Source organism: Demequina capsici (assembly GCF_032102965.1).
Classification (GTDB): domain Bacteria; phylum Actinomycetota; class Actinomycetes; order Actinomycetales; family Demequinaceae; genus Demequina; species Demequina capsici.
In genome coordinates this window covers 2,040,568-2,055,694 of record NZ_CP134880.1, presented here as the reverse complement: position 1 = coordinate 2,055,694, position 15,127 = coordinate 2,040,568, and the positions used below count along the sequence as shown (strand labels likewise).

General features: G+C 70.4%; 12 protein-coding genes. 3 read left to right on the top strand and 9 right to left on the bottom strand.

Annotated elements, in window-relative coordinates:
* From RN607_RS09900 to xylA, 3 genes are all read right to left on the bottom strand, one after another.
* Positions 1-360 carry a hypothetical protein gene (locus RN607_RS09900; RefSeq protein WP_313542330.1) on the bottom strand — a complete coding sequence of 120 codons (360 nt, stop codon included), beginning with the start codon at positions 358-360 and terminating at the stop codon, positions 1-3.
* A gap of 121 nt (positions 361-481) precedes the next feature.
* Positions 482-1,924, bottom strand: coding sequence for a xylulokinase (gene xylB, locus RN607_RS09895; protein ID WP_313542329.1), 1,443 nt, complete (start codon positions 1,922-1,924; stop codon positions 482-484).
* Positions 1,925-2,054: 130 nt separating this feature from the next.
* Positions 2,055-3,248, bottom strand: a complete 1,194-nt coding sequence (xylA, locus tag RN607_RS09890) for a xylose isomerase (protein ID WP_313542328.1) — start codon at positions 3,246-3,248, stop codon at positions 2,055-2,057.
* A gap of 143 nt (positions 3,249-3,391) precedes the next feature.
* On the opposite strand from xylA, the gene RN607_RS09885 reads away from it, so the two are divergent.
* Together RN607_RS09885 and RN607_RS09880 are read left to right on the top strand one after the other, a co-directional pair.
* Positions 3,392-4,675 (top strand): ROK family transcriptional regulator, encoded by a 1,284-nt coding sequence (locus RN607_RS09885; RefSeq protein ID WP_313542327.1) that lies wholly within the window; start codon positions 3,392-3,394, stop codon positions 4,673-4,675.
* Between the two features lie 23 nt (positions 4,676-4,698).
* A complete protein-coding gene (locus RN607_RS09880) occupies positions 4,699-5,649 on the top strand; it encodes a 2-hydroxyacid dehydrogenase (RefSeq protein WP_313542326.1) in 951 nt (316 codons plus the stop codon).
* Positions 5,650-5,711: 62 nt separating this feature from the next.
* Here the strand turns inward: RN607_RS09880 and RN607_RS09875 are convergent, their stop codons facing one another.
* The 6 genes from RN607_RS09875 to RN607_RS09850 form a co-directional block, all read right to left on the bottom strand.
* On the bottom strand, positions 5,712-6,092 hold the full coding sequence (locus tag RN607_RS09875) for a DUF1801 domain-containing protein (RefSeq protein WP_313542325.1): 381 nt from the start codon (positions 6,090-6,092) through the stop codon (positions 5,712-5,714).
* Positions 6,093-6,175: 83 nt separating this feature from the next.
* Entirely contained in the window at positions 6,176-7,498 is a 1,323-nt protein-coding gene (locus RN607_RS09870; protein WP_313542324.1) for a cryptochrome/photolyase family protein, read from the bottom strand.
* Positions 7,499-7,653: 155 nt separating this feature from the next.
* Positions 7,654-8,211: an NADPH-dependent FMN reductase gene (locus RN607_RS09865; RefSeq protein WP_313542323.1), complete on the bottom strand. Its 558-nt coding sequence runs from the start codon at positions 8,209-8,211 to the stop codon at positions 7,654-7,656.
* A 150-nt stretch (positions 8,212-8,361) separates the two neighbouring features.
* Positions 8,362-9,123, bottom strand: coding sequence for a MerR family transcriptional regulator (locus tag RN607_RS09860; protein ID WP_313542322.1), 762 nt, complete (start codon positions 9,121-9,123; stop codon positions 8,362-8,364).
* A 45-nt stretch (positions 9,124-9,168) separates the two neighbouring features.
* Positions 9,169-11,193 (bottom strand): APC family permease, encoded by a 2,025-nt coding sequence (locus RN607_RS09855; protein WP_313496750.1) that lies wholly within the window; start codon positions 11,191-11,193, stop codon positions 9,169-9,171.
* A gap of 125 nt (positions 11,194-11,318) precedes the next feature.
* On the bottom strand, positions 11,319-13,061 hold the full coding sequence (locus RN607_RS09850; protein WP_313542321.1) for a choice-of-anchor I family protein: 1,743 nt from the start codon (positions 13,059-13,061) through the stop codon (positions 11,319-11,321).
* Between the two features lie 250 nt (positions 13,062-13,311).
* On the opposite strand from RN607_RS09850, the gene ilvD reads away from it, so the two are divergent.
* Positions 13,312-15,009, top strand: coding sequence for a dihydroxy-acid dehydratase (gene ilvD / locus RN607_RS09845; RefSeq protein WP_313542320.1), 1,698 nt, complete (start codon positions 13,312-13,314; stop codon positions 15,007-15,009).
* Positions 15,010-15,127: the final 118 nt, after the last annotated feature.

The following is a 15,127-nucleotide window of genomic DNA, read 5'->3' as shown; positions in this document are numbered from 1 at the left end:
TCACGGTTGAGGAGGCGAGACCGTGCGGAATCGCGATGACCTCCACTGACGATAGCGGCGCAACGGCGCACGTCCTGCGCGCCCGACGAGGAAGGCGACCTGGATCGCGCCGACCAGGAGGCCGACCAGGAGCGCTGCGATCGTCAGGCACACCATGAGGCCCACCGTGCGCAGGGTGACGGCGGTCTCGGCGCCGAGAGCCTTCTCCCCGTCGGCGTGGCTCCGACCGCGCCTCGAGTCGCGGGCATGGCCGCCCGACAGCGTGAACTGCGGCGCGAGCAGCGTCTCGTCACGCGGGAGCCGCCCCGGGGGCATGGCGGGGACGGTGACGATGATCTCTTTGAGCGGGGCGTGGGTCATGGCGGGCTCCTTGCGGTGAGGCGACGCCTCAAGGTTCCCGTGACCGCATGCCCGCGCGCATCGTCCGTGAGGGGCGATCGAACTACGGCATCTGCCGTAGGGGTTCTCTAGGGGGAAGGCGTCATGCCTGGTAGGTGCCTGCGACCTCGCGGTACCGCTCCAGGATGAACGGCTGGTGGTCGACCGCGGGGCTCGCGACCACGTCGACGGCCCACTCCGGTCGGGCTCCAGTGAGCGCCCATGCTGCCTGGACCGCCGCGCCCGCGGCCACGTACTCGCCCGGCGTCGGGATCTGCACGGGCACCGAGAACACCTGCGCGGCGATGGCCTGCACGGCGGGATTCTGCGCCGCACCGCCGACCAGGAGCAGCCGCTTGGCCTCGACGCCTTGCGCGAGGATCGCCTCGACGCCGTCGGCCAGTGCGCACAGCATGCCCTCCACGGCGGCGCGGGCGAGGTTCTCGCGGGTCGTGGACAGGAGCGTCAACCCGAACAGGGTCGCCGTCGCGTCGGGGAGGTTGGGGGTGCGCTCGCCTTCGAAGTAGGGCACCAGCACGGCGCCGCCTGCGCCAGGGGAGGCCGCGAGCGCCAGCTCGCCCAGCTCGTCGTGGTCCACGCCGAGCACCCGAGCGAACGCGTCGAGCACGCGAGCGGCGTTCAGGGTGCATACCAGCGGCAGGTACTCGCCGGACGCCGAGGCGAACCCGGCGACGATGCCCGTGGCGTCCTCGCTGGTGGTGTCCGTCACCGCGAACACGGTGCCTGAGGTGCCCAGCGACACGACGACGTCGCCTGCCACGGCGCCCAGGCCCAGCCCTGCGGCCGCGTTGTCGCCTGCGCCGGGGCCGACGATCAGGCCGGTCAGGAGCGAGCCGTCATCGGCGGCGGTGTCGACGACGCCGGTGCCCGCGGCCTCGCCGGGGCCGAGCACCCGCGGCAGGACCGCGTCGTGCCCGAGCGAGGCGATCAGCAGGTCACGGTCGTACTCGCCGGTGGTCGCGCTCCAGTAGCCGGTGCCTGACGCGTCGGAACGGTCCGTGGTGAGCTCGTCCAGGACGGGACCGAGCGGCGACGCGCCGACGGGGCCGTACCCGCGCAGACGCCAGGTCAGCCAGTCGTGGGGGAGCGCAACGGCGGCGACCCTGGCCGCGTTGTCGGGCTCAGCGTCTCGCAGCCAGCGCAGCTTGGTGGACGTGAAGGAAGCGACGGGGACCAGCCCCGTGCGCGCGGCGAGCGAGTCGGCGCCGAACTCTGCGATGAGGTCTGCGGCGGCGCCTGCGGACCGGGTGTCGTTCCACAGGAGCGCGTCGCGGACCACGGAGCCGGACTCGTCGAGCGTGACCATGCCGTGCTGCTGCCCGCCGATCGAGATCGCCGCGACGTCGGCGAGCCCGCCCGCGTCGGCGATCGCGAGGATCAGCGCCTCCCACCAGGCCTCGGGGCTCACCGAGGTGCCGTCGGGGTGGGAAGCGCGGCCCGTGCGCACCACGTCGCCGGTCTCGAGGTCGCGGACGACCACCTTGCAGCTCTGGGTCGAGGAGTCGACTCCGGCGACGAGCGTCATCGCGCGTCCTTTCAGGATGGAGGAAGGAGGGGGCGGGGCGGGCCCTGGCTGGAGAGGAGTCAGGGCCCGCCCCTGATCCGCGAGCGCACCTTGGAGGAGGTGTCAGGCTGTCGCGGACGTGGGGCTGAGCCTAGCCGCGAGCTCCCATGAGGTGCTCGACGGCCAGCTGCTGGATGCGGACGAAGCCGAAGCCCTCGCCGTCGTAGTAGGCGTCGGCGTCGAAGTCCTCGTAGGCCGAGGCGTCGGCGAGCAGGTCGGCAGTGGTCTCGCCCTCGGCGAGCGTGGTCTGCGCGAGCTGGTCGTTCTTCGCGGCCAGCAGGGCCTCCTGCACCTCGGGGTCGGCACGGAACGCCTGTGCGCGCTCCTTGAGGAGCAGGTACATGCGCATGTTGGCCTTGGCGGACTCCCACACGCCGTCGATGTCCTCGGTGCGGGACGGCTTGTAGTCGAAGTGACGCGGTCCGGTGTAGGCCGGGCCGCCGGCCGGGCCGCCGTTCTCGAGCAGGTCCACGAGCGAGAACGCGTTGATGAGGTCGCCGTGGCCGAAGACCATGTCCTGGTCGTACTTGATGCCGCGCTGCCCGTTGAGGTCGATGTGGAACAGCTTGCCCTGGTAGAGGGCCTGGGCGATGCCCGCCGTGAAGTTGAGGCCGGCCATCTGCTCGTGGCCCACCTCGGGGTTGAGCCCCACCAGCTCGGGGTGGTCGAGCGTCTCGATGAACGCCATCGCGTGGCCGACTGTGGGGAGCAGGATGTCGCCGCGGGGCTCGTTGGGCTTGGGCTCGATCGCGAACTTGAGGTCGTAGCCCTTCTCCAGCACGTAGTCGCCGAAGAGGTTCGCGGCCTCGCGGTAGCGCTCGAGCGCGACGCGGATGTCCTTGGAGAAGTCGTACTCGGCGCCTTCGCGGCCGCCCCACATGACGAAGGTCTTGGCGCCGAGCTCGGCGGCGAGGTCGATGTTGCGCAGGATCTTGCGGATGGTGAAGCGGCGCACGGCGCGGTCGTTGGAGGTGACTCCGCCGTCCTTGAACACCGGGTGGGAGAAGGTGTTGGTGGTGATCATGGGGATGACCATGCCGGTCTCGTCGCACGCCTTCTTGAGGGCGTCGATCGCGGCCTGGCGGTCGGCGTCCGATGAGCCGAACGGGAAGAGGTCGTCGTCGTGGAAGGTCATTCCGTAGGCGCCGAGCTCGGAGAGCTTGTGGATCGCGTCCACGGCGCCGAGCGGGCCGCGGGTGGCGCTGCCGAAGGGGTCCTGGGCGTTCCAGCCGATGGTCCAGAGGCCGAAGGTGAAGTGGTCCTCACGCGTGGGGGCGGGTGCCATGGTCGTGCTCCGATCTTCGTCGATCAATAGTTGATGCTGTAAACTTAAACGCGTCGGCCCGTCGTGTCAAACGCCGCGCCTAGGATCGGGGCACGTCGGCGACGACGGCGACCGCAAGCCCACGACCACCTGAGGAGGATGCAGTGACGGACGCGGAGATCGCACCCACCACCGCTCCTGGCGTGGTCCCCGCGGCACCCGCCGCGCTGGCGGGCGGGCTGCTCGTCCCCGCCCAGGGTTCGGGCCCGGAGGACACCAGGCGCCACAACCTCTCCACCATCCTCACCGCGGTCCACCACCGTCCGGGCGTCACCCGCGCCGAGCTCACCAGGCTCACGGGGCTCAACCGCTCCACCGTCCTCAAGGTGGTCGCGGAGCTCGTCGAGGGCGCCCTGGTTCACGAGGTGTCGCCCTCCGAGCACGCCGGCCGCGGACGGCCGAGCTCGCACGTGTACCCCGCTCGCGACGTCGCCGCCCTGGCGGTGTATCCCGACCTCGACGCCGTGACCGTGGGCGTGATCGGCCTTGGCGGAGCGCTCCTGGGGCGTCTGCGCCGGCCAACGGAGGGACGCGCACGCCCCGAGCAGATCGTCTCTCTCGTCTCCCAGCTCGCCTCGGACGTGATAGCCCAGCTCCCGGAGCCCGTCGTCATCGTCGGCGTCGGATGCGCCGTCCCTGGCCTGGTGCGCGCGGCTGACGGCGTGGTCGTCGACGCGCCCCACATGGACTGGCACGACGTCCCGTTCGGCGCGATGCTCTCCGACGCGCTGGGCCTGCCCGTCCAGGTGAGGAACGACGCTCGCATCGCCACGGTCGCCGAGGCGGTGTTCGGTGCGGGCAGGGGCGTCGCGGACCTGGTGTACCTCAACGGCTCGTACTCCGGCATCGGCGGCGGCGCCATCACCGGTGGCGTCACGCTGCGAGGCCGTGACGGCTACGGTGGCGAGTTCGGCCACACCCGCGTGGATGGCGGCCGGGAGCGATGCCATTGCGGCCGTACCGGTTGCCTCGAGACGGAGGTCAACCTCCGGCGGCTGCTCGCCGCGCTCGGTCGCGACGACGTGGACCTGTCCGAGCTCGACGACGAGCTCGACGCAGCACGGGGGCGGCCCGGGGTCGAGCAGGAGATCGACCGCCAGATCGGCATCCTCGCTGGAGCGATCGGAGACCTCGCCTCAGTGTTCAATCCTTCGATGGTGGTGCTCGGCGGCGCGCTCGGCTCTCTCTGGAGCGCCGCCCCCGATCGCCTCGCGGCCGCCGTGGCCGCAGACTCCTTCGCCCCCATGTCCGGCGACCTCACGATCGTGCGCGCCGAGCTCGGTTCCCGGGTCCACCTGGTAGGCGCCGCCGAGATCTTCATGCTGGCCTATCTGCGGGACCCTGCGCAGCTGGCCGAGCGGGTGGCCAGATTGCGTCAGGAGGCCTGATCGGTGCGTGCCAGACTGGCCGCATGATCACCGTCGCCGTGCCCGACCAGCAGGTGGCCGACGCCCTGGGAGACCTGGGTGACGACGTCCGCCTCGTGCTGTGGAACCCCAAGGAGACCGACGCGCCGGACGACGAGCGCGACCGCATCGGCCTGGTGTGCCTGCCGCACCTGCATGGCGGGCGGCACATCTACGGCCGCATCGGCACGTGCCCGAACGTCAAGGTGATCCAGATCCCCAGCGCGGGCTACGAGCACGTCGCCGCGATCGTCCCAGACGGCGTGGTCCTGGCGAACGCCCGCGGTGTCCACGACACCCGGGTCGCCGAGATGACGCTCGCGCTCGCGCTCGCCTCGCGCAGGCGTCTGCCCCAGTACCTCGACGCGCAGCGCCGCGGCGTGTGGGAGCAGGACCCGTGGACTCCGCCGTTGGCCGACTCCCGAGCGTTGGTGGTGGGCTACGGCTCGATCGGTGAGGCGATCGGCGCTCGCCTGCGCGCGTGCGAGGTCCACGTCGAGGGCGTGGCGCGATCGGCGCGGGTGGCGCCTGACGGCACCACCGTGCACGCGGTCGCCGACCTTGCGACCGTGCTGCCCGGCTTCGACGTGGTGGTCATCGTCACGCCTCACGACGAGTCGACGGACAGGCTGGTCGACGCGGGCTTCCTCGCCGCCATGCCGGACGGTGCGCTGCTGATCAATGTGGGTCGCGGCAAGGTGGTGGACACCGACGCGTTGCTCGCGGAGCTGATTGCGGGGCGCCTCCATGCCGCGCTCGACGTGACCGACCCGGAGCCGCTGCCGCAGGGCCACCCGCTGTGGAGTGCACCGAACTGCCTGATCACGCCCCACGTGGCCGGCTTCGAGGTGCTGACCAACCGACGCTACACCGACCTGGTCCGCAGGCAGGTGGTCGCGCTGCGCGAGGGTGCCGAGGCGCCGAACGCTGTCATGGTGGGTTCCGCGCCGCGCTGACGTGGTGGGTTCTGCGCCGCGCTGACGTGGAGCGGCGGCCGCGCGCCGTGTGATGGGCCTGCTCAGGAGGCGGCGGCGGCGTGCTCCATCGAGTCCCGCCATGCGATCCAGCTCTCCACGATGGAGGACAGCTCCTCGCGGTACTCCTCCGCCTCCGCGATGGACGCGATCTTCATGACGCGGCCGGCCTTCCCGCTTCCCTCGAGGTGAGGGAACCTGCCGGGGATGAGCGCGCCGTGGTGGAACATCACCGTGGCGTGATTGCGCGAGTTGGGGAAGAACGAGGCCAGATTGCCCTTGTAGACGAACGTGGGCGTCTTCCACTTGATGCATTCCTCGATGCGGTCGTCCGACGCCAGGAGGATGAGGCGGACCCGCTGCACGACCTCGCGCATCGGGTTGTCATAGTGGGCCATCCAGGCATCCACCTCGTCATATGCCATGGCACCAAAGTAGCCGGTGCGTACGTGAAATGTGAAACACGCCACAGCGGATTGACACGAATCGATCGACGTGGCAGGGCGAATCATCCCTTTGAGGGCCGTTTTCCCTGTCTCAGGTGTGCGAGCGCCACCTCGCGCTCCACTCGGTGGTCGAGCATCGGCATCGGGTATCCGGGGGTGTCCAGCTCGGGGATCCATCTCTGACGGTAGCGGCGATCGGGGTCGAAGCGGTCGGCCTGCACGTCGGGGTTGAAGACACGGAAGAAGGGTGCCGCGTCCCGCCCGGTGCCGGCGACCCACTGCCAGTTCAGCTGGTTCTGGGCGTGGTCGTAGTCGAGCAGCGAGCGCCGGAAGTGATCGGCGCCCCGCTGCCACGGCAGATGAAGGTCCTTGACCAGGAAGCTCGCGGTCACCATCCGCACGCGGTTGTGCAAGATGCCCGTCGCCGCGAGCTGGCGCATGCCGGCGTCCACCAGGGAGAACCCGGTCTCGCCCCGTCGCCAGGCAAGGAACGACGCGTCGGCCTCGCGTCCCGTGGCCCACGCGTCCTCCGGCATCACCGGTGTGAGGGACTCGCGCTGGGCCGACGGGTGGTGGTGCAGCACGTCTCCATGGAACTCGCGCCACGCGATCTCCGACTCGAACATGCGCGCCGCGTCGGTGCGCACCTGGCCCGTGAGGGCGAGCACCGTGCGCGGGTGGAGCTGTCCGTAGGCGAGCGGCACCGAGAGGTGGGACGTGCTGTCCAGGTCGGGGCGGTCGCGCTCGGCCGCGTACCGCGGCAGATCGGAGTCCACGAAGCTGTGCAGGTCTGCGACCACCTGCGACTCGCGGAACTCGTGGCGGCTCTCGAGGGGGTCCTCGGTGTCCCCATGCGCAGCCTGCTGGTCCAGGTCGACGTCGGAGTCCAGCGGACGGAACCGCTGCGGGTCCGCCGCGCCGGCGGGGGAGCGCCAGCCGTGCTCGCGCCACGCGCGGGAGAACGGGGTGAACACCTGGTACGGCGTGCCGTCAGTCTTCAGCACACGGCCGGGCGCGATCGCATAAGGGCTGCCGACGAACCGCAGCTCGCGTCCTTCGGCGTGCAGCGCCCGCTGCACCGCGTCCTGCTCGCGGACTCCCGACGGGGTGTGCTCGCGAGCGGCCCACACCACAGGCGCGTCGGCCTCGCGGGCGGCCGCGGCGATCACGTCTGCGGCTGCGCCTCGCCGGATCGCGAGCGCGCCACCCGTGTCCTCGCGCAGGCTCCACAGGACGCGGGCCAGGTGTGCGCGGCGCCGGCCCGACCAGAGGTGGAGCGCAGGTGTCCAGGCGAACGCGGCCGCCGTGGGGCCGTCTGCTTGCGCCTGGAGCAGCGCCGGGTTGTCGGCGAGGCGCAGGTCGCGTCGGGCCCACCAGAGAGTCATGTCGGTATCAAGGCCGACGCGGGCGTGGGCATTCCTTCGGCGGGCATGCGAAGGGCCCGCCGAGCGAGGGGGGATGCTCGACGGGCCCGTGGCGGCGCGACAGTGACGAACGCGCCGCGGGTCACCTCCGCCCGGTTGCGGGGCGGGGTGCGGGGTTACGCGTTGACGGAGACCTGCGCGCCCACGAAGGCGGCAGCGGCCTCGGCGAAGCCGCGCAGGACGGCTGCGGAGGCCTCGTCCTGGACGGTGCCGTCGGCGCCGAACGCGTCGGCGTTGTACTGGAAGAAGGTCTCGGGCTGGCCCATGGTGGGGGCGTTGTAGTGGCCGAGGATCGCGCGCAGGTGCTGCTGCGCCGCTGCGGTGCCGGCGGCGCCGATCGAGGCGCCCATGATGGCGACGGGCTTGCCGTTGAACGAGCCCTGGCCCCAGGGACGGGCGGCCCAGTCGAGCGCGTTCTTGAGGACGCCGGGGATGGAGCGCGAGTACTCGGGGGTCACGATGATGACGCCGTCGACGGACGCGATGGCGTCCTTCCACGCGAGTGCGACCTCGGGGTAGGCGGCATCGTGGTCGTAGCTGTACATGGGCAGCTCGGCGAACTCGAGGAACTCGGCCTCGAAGCCCTCGGGAAGGAGAGCGGCCACGTTGTTCGCGACCGTGCGGTTGATGGAGTTCTTGGCGATCGAGCCGACGATGATTCCGATGCGGGGCATGACGAATCCTCCTCTGGAAGAGAGTGATGGGGTGAGGGGCGGCGTCCGCGCCGCTGTCCACGTCAACTTAGATGACAATTCAACTATTCCAGATGTTTGAGTGTTCAAGCAAATCGGAGCATGGAGTCCGCCTGTGTGCGGTGGAGGCGCTCACAGGTGCTCTGCCGCCCAGATCGCCGCGGCGTCGCGCAGCAGCGCCGCAGCGCCCGGCGCCACCTCGTCGTAGTTGCGGCGGAACCGCTCGTCGTCCACGTACATCTGCGTGAGTCCCGTGTAGGTCTCCTCGGTGGGGGTCCAGAACAGCGACACCCAGGCGTAGTGGCGGGCGACGATCTCCTGCACCTCCGGGCTGTCCGCCCCCAGGCCTACTCGCCTGGCGGCGCCCAACGCCTCCACCACCTCACGGTGGGTGTCCAGGTGTCGCTGCTGGCCCTCCTTGCCCAGCGCCTCCCACTTGGCGTTGGAGCGGTCGACCGCGGCGTCGCCCCACCGCTCGCGGGCCTCCGGCTCGTACTCCGCGTGGTCGAAGCCGTCGAAGATCTGCTCCGAGGTCATGGGTCGTCCCTTCTCGAGCGAGTCGATGGTGCGCGCGACGGTCGCCGCAAGCCTGGCGTAGCGGTCGCGCTCGGCGGTGAGCCCGCCCAGGTGGTCGCGCAACAGCGCCACGACGGTCGGCTGGTCGTCGGAGTCGACGATCGCCTTGATCCGGTCCAGGCCGGTGCCGAGCTCGCGCAGCACCAGGATGTGCTGCAGGCGCAGCAGCTCGGGCCTGCCGTAGTGCCTGCGACCGTCGTGCCCCGTCCACGCCGGGGCGAGCAGGCCCACGTCGGCGTAGTGGCGCAGCGTGCGGCTGGTGATCCCGCTCATGCGTGCGACCTGCGCGATGTCCCAGGTGCTGTCCGTGTCCGTCATGGAGACCAGGGTAGAAGTTGACGCCGCGTCAAGCGCAAGTTGGAGTCAAGGGCTGTTGCGACGTACGGGCGGCAGCCCGGACACGCCGCGGCGCTCGAGGCCCACGAGCGGGCGAGGCTGACGCTCGAACAGCGCCTGCGTGGAGTCGAGCAGCCAGGGCACGAGCACCACTGCGACTCCGGGGCACAGCGCAAGGCGCTTCTCGATGCGGCCCAGCTTGCGATTGTGCAGAAGCCCCTCCCACCAATGCCCGTACACGTAGTGGGGCGCGTACACCGAGACCACCTCCGAGCCGTGCTCGTCCCGATGCGACTTGATGTGCTCGATCAACGGGGTGGACACGTCGCGGTAGGGGGACTCCAGGATGGTGAGCGGCACGGCCATGCCCATCTCCTCCCACTGCGCCCTGAGCGCGCGCGCCCCAGACCGTGACGTGGCCACATGGACCGCCTCGAGAGACGCGTGCTCGGCGGCGAGCGCGTAGTCGATCGCCTTGAGCGCGGGCTTGTGCAACGTGTGGACGAGCACGATCGCGTGATCGCCCGAGGAGCCGAACCTGGTGGACCCGTCGGGTGCGATCTGCACCTCGACGGCCGCGTAGTAGCGGTTGACCTTGAGCATGAGGAACCAGAGCACGGGCATGAGGAGGAACACGAGCCAGGCGCCATGCGTGAACTTGGTGACCGTCACGATCACCAGCACGACGCTCGTCGCCGCAGCGCCGATCACGTTGACGACGCGCCGCGCATGGACCCCGCGGGTCGCTCGACCATGCCGGGAGAGGAGCTCGGCGCGCCGCGTCCAGTGGACCACCATCCCGGTCTGGCCCAGGGTGAAGCTCACGAACACGCCGATGATGTACAGCTGGATGAGCACGGTGAGCGACGCATCGGTGGCCAGCAGCAGCAGACCCGCCGCGGTCCCGAGGATCAGCACCCCGTTCGAGAACACCAGCCGGTCTCCGCGGGCGAGCATCGCCTTCGGTGCGTACCGCGCGCGGCCCAGGACCGCGCCCAGCAGGGGGAAGCCGTTGAACGCGGTGTTGGCCGCGAGCAGCAGCACGAGCGCCGTCGTGGCCTGGACCACGTAGAACCCGACGCTGCGATCCCCGCCGAGCGTGGCGGACGCGACCTGTGCGATCACGGAGCGCTGCACGTAGGTGTCGCAGCTCGTGATGCCTGAGAGCGAGCATGGGTCGGCGACGTAGTGCACGTGGGTGCGGAGCATCAGGTACGTGACGCCGACGAACAGCGTGATCGCGACCGACCCCATGGCGACGAGCGTGAGCTGCGCGTTGCGCACCTTGGGCCTGCGGAACGCCTGCACCCCGTTCGCGATCGCCTCGACGCCCGTCAGGGCGGAGCATCCCGACGCGAAGGCCCGCAGCAGCACCAGGACCATCGCCGCCTGCGACAGCTGCGCCCCGTGCTCGGCGTAGCGGGCGGACTCTGCCACGGGGAGCGACCCGGTGAGGTCGCGGACGCCTCCGACCACGATCATCACGAGCACGGACCCGATGAACAGATAGGTGGGGATCGCGAAGACCTTCGAGGCCTCGGCGACTCCTCGGAGGTTGATGGCGACCAGCGCCGCGACGCACGCCAGCGCGATCTCCACTCGCCACTCGTGGAGCCCCGGCAGCGCCGAGATGATGTTGTCCACCCCCGAGGCGACCGAGACTGCCACGGTGAGCACGTAGTCGATCAGCAGCGCCGACGCGACCACCAGGCCCGCGCGCTCGCCGAGGTTGCGTGCCGCCACCTCGTAGTCGCCTCCGCCGGACGGGTAGGCCCTGACCAGCTGTCGCGTGGACACGACCACGACGATCAGCAGCGTGACGACCGCGGTGGCCACAAGGGGCGTGAATGCGACGAGCGCGGTGCCGCCCGCCGCGAGGATGAGCAGCAGCTCCTGAGGCGCGTACGCCACGGAGGACAGCGGGTCGGACGCGAAGATCGGGAGCGCCATCCGCTTGCGCAGGAGCTGGCCCTCGTGCGCGCTGCTGGGCAGCGGTGCCCCGATGAGAAGGCGCCTCACGCGCGCCCGACGTTGAGTCACGAGCGGCAACATTACGCTCGCGGCGGTGCGTGTCAAGAGGCGAGACGTCCCGATCCGAGGGTGCTTCGGGATCGCTGAAGCGACGTCGAGGGGCCGACGGGAGACGCGCCCGCCTCCCGTCGGCCCCCGGCGTTCGTTCAGTGCTTCTTCGGCTTGCCGAGCACGCTCAGCGAGTACAGCGTGGTGGTGCCCGACACCTCGTTCGCGACCGCGAGCAGGGGCTCGCCGGACGGAGAGTCGTCAGCCGGGATGAACGTGAGGCCCTCAGGCCCCAGATCGCCCGCCGCGGCCAGCACGGTCGCCTCGTCGCCGCCGTCGCCGATCGCGTCCTCCGCGCTCACGGAGAAGTCGCGGTTGTTGACGTAGGTGACGAAGGTCGGCGCCGTCGGGCTGGTGATGTCGTAGACCATCACGCCGCCCACCCGCTCCAGGCCGATGAAGGCGTAGGTGCGACCGCTCACCTTGCCGATCGTGACGCCCTCCGGCTCGGGGCCCTTCGCATCCGAGCGGGACTCCAGGTCGGATGCGGCGTTGTCGGAGTTGAAGTAGTCGGGCTCGGCGAGCGCGGTGATCTGCTCGAAGTCGTCGCCCGAGTCGAACACCTGGACGCCGTCCGTGGTCCAGATGGAGAAGGAGCGGCCGCCGAAGGCGTAGAGCTCCTCGTAGCAGGTGCCGTCGGCGTTCAGGCCGGACGCGCGTGAGACGTCGAGGCGACCAAGCTCGTCGTTCGAGCGCTGCGCGGCGGTGAGCACGCCGTCGCACAGGGGGGCGACGCCGTCCTTGCCCAGGTCCTTGATGCGGACGGGCTCCTCGTAGTCTCCCCACTCGCGGGCATCGCCCTCGTTCGCGGTCACCAGGTAGGTGGTGCCTCGCACCTGGTAGGAAGCGATCGTGTCAGGCATGTAGAGGCCCTTGACCGGGTAGGTGGCGATGTTGATCGCGCCGTCCTTGTCGGACGCGTCGAGGCCGACTGCGGACCAGTCCTTCGCGCCCAGCGACCACATGTCCGTGACGGTCGCGGAGCGCAGGTCCACGACCGCGATCGCGTTGTTCTCCTGCAGCGTCACGTACGCCTTGCGTGACTGCTGGTCGACGGTGACGTACTCGGGCTCGAGGTTCGCAGAGACGGGGTGGACGGTGTCCACCTCCTTTCCGAACACGCGTACGCCCTCGGGCAGCGAGTCGCCCTCGTACGCGTGGAAGTCGGCGGTGCGCACGTCGGCCTGGGCCGACGCGGCGATGTCGGAGGGAAGGGCCACGACGGTGATGGTGCCCTCGGGGTCGATCGTGTACGTCGCGTCGTCCGGCTCGCCCTCGTCGGCGGTGACGGCCTTCGAGCCGTCGGGCGTGATCGCGACCATGTCCGGCTGCGCCCCCACACGCACCGCGCCCAGCGAGGTGCCGTCGCCCGCGGCGTCGAAGAAGACGAGCCAGCCGGCGTCCGTCTTCGGGTCGTTCTCCACCGCGACCACCACCAGGCCGTCCTCGCGGACGGCGACCGAGTTGGCCTGCGCCGTCGACGGGATGGCCGCGCCGTCGGACGCGGTGGCCCCCGCGGTGACCAGGTCGAACAGCTCCGTCGGGTGGGTGGGGTCGGACGCGTCGAGCACGCGGATCCGCCCGGTGAGCGCGTCGACCGTGAAGAGGCGCTGGGTGGCTGCGTGGTACTCGACGATCTCCTGGGCAGACGCGTCGAACACGCCGGTGTCGAAGCTTCCGATCGGCTGCATCGCGAGGCTCGCGTCGTCGGCGGACCAGGTGATCGGGTCGTCGACGATGGCGGCCTGCGCAGGCGCGGCGACCGCGGCGCAGGTGGCCACCAGAGCCGCGACGACGGCGAGGCGTCGTGCCTTTGGTCGGGAGTGGGGGAGCAGGGACATGGGGACTCCTTGGCTCGACCGGCGCCGCACGGGTTCCTCGTCGGGCCGGTGTCTCGGATACGAGGAGAGATCCTCGGCTCCCCTCGCCTTCTCCACGGTAGGGATCCGAGGGGGGCGTGGAGGTGGGCGAGGGGTGAACCTTCGATGAACATGCGGTGACCGTCGGGAGAAGTTGACGCGGCGTCAAGCGCTAGGCCCGATTTCGTGCCGTGGCGGGAACGCGCGTCGGCCCGGTCCTAGACTCGGGCTCATGACAGAGACGCCCGACATCAAGCCCCGTTCCCGCCAGGTGACCGACGGCCTCGAGGCGACTGCCTCGCGCGGCATGCTTCGTGCCGTGGGCCTCGGCGACGACGACTTCGCCAAGCCCCAGATCGGCATCGCGAGCTCGTGGAACGAGATCACCCCCTGCAACCTCTCGCTCCAGCGCCTGGCGCAGGGCTCCAAGGAGGGCGTGCACGCCGCCGGCGGCTATCCGCTGGAGTTCGGCACCATCTCCGTCTCCGACGGCATCTCCATGGGCCACGAGGGCATGCACTACTCGCTCGTGTCGCGCGACCTGATCGCCGACTCGGTCGAGACCGTGATGCTGGCCGAACGCCTGGACGGCTCCGTGCTGCTGGCCGGCTGCGACAAGTCGCTGCCTGGCATGCTGATGGCTGCGGCGCGTCTGGACCTCGCGTCGGTGTTCCTCTACGCCGGCTCGATCATGCCCGGCCACGTGAAGCTGTCCGACGGCACCGAGAAGGACGTCACGATCATCGACGCGTTCGAGGCGGTGGGTGCGTGCGCCGCGGGCCTCATGTCGGAGGAGGACCGTCTCACGATCGAGAAGGCCATCTGCCCCGGCGAGGGCGCCTGTGGCGGCATGTACACCGCCAACACCATGGCGTCCGTGGGTGAGGCGCTCGGCATGTCGATCCCCGGCTCCGCGTCGCCGCCCAGCCCTGACCGACGCCGCGACTACTACGCGCACAAGTCCGGCGAGGCGGTGGTCAACATGCTTCGCAAGGGGATCACGGCGCGCGACATCATGACCAAGGAGGCCCTCGAGAACGCGATCGCGGTCGTCATGGCGTTCGGCGGCTCCACCAACGCGGTGCTGCACCTGCTCGCGATCGCGAACGAGGCGGAGGTGGACCTCACCCTCGACGACTTCGCCCGCATCGCTGCGGACGTCCCGCACCTGGGAGACCTCAAGCCGTTCGGTCAGTTCGTCATGAACGACGTGGACCGCGTGGGCGGCGTGCCCGCCGTGATGAACACGCTGCTCGAGGCGGGTCTCATGCACGGCGACGTCATGACCGTCACCGGCAAGACGCTCGCCGAGAACATGGCCGAGCTCAAGCCGGCCACCATCGACGGCCGCGTGGTCCGTGCGCTCAACAACCCGATCCACAAGTCGGGCGGCATCACGATCCTCAAGGGCTCGCTGGCCCCCGAGGGCGCCGTCGTGAAGTCGGCCGGCTTCGACGACTCGGTGTTCGAGGCCACCGCGCGCGTCTTCGACCGTGAGCGCGCGGCGCTCGACGCGCTCGAGGCCGGCGACATCAAGAAGGGCGACTGCGTCGTCATCCGCTACGAGGGCCCCAAGGGCGGCCCCGGCATGCGCGAGATGCTCGCCATCACCGCTGCCATCAAGGGCGCCGGCCTGGGCAAGGACGTGCTGCTCATCACGGACGGCCGCTTCTCCGGAGGGACGACGGGCCTGTGCGTCGGCCACATCGCTCCCGAGGCCGTGGACGCCGGGCCGATCGCGTTCGTCAAGGATGGCGACAAGATCACGCTCAACGTGTCCGACGGCACGCTCGAGCTGCATGTGCCCGAGGAGGAGATGGCCGCCCGCAAGGAGGGCTGGGAGCCGATCGCGCCGCGCTTCACGAAGGGCGTGCTGGGCCGCTACCAGAAGCTCGTGCAGTCGGCGTCGAAGGGCGCCATCCTCGCCTGATCCGGCCCGCCCGGATCCTGTGAGCACCTGAGTGCTCGGATCGTCGTGCCCAGTGCACTGGTGTGCTCACAGGGCGCGCGTTCCGGGATCGGGGGCGTTGCGCCTCGGACGTTTCATG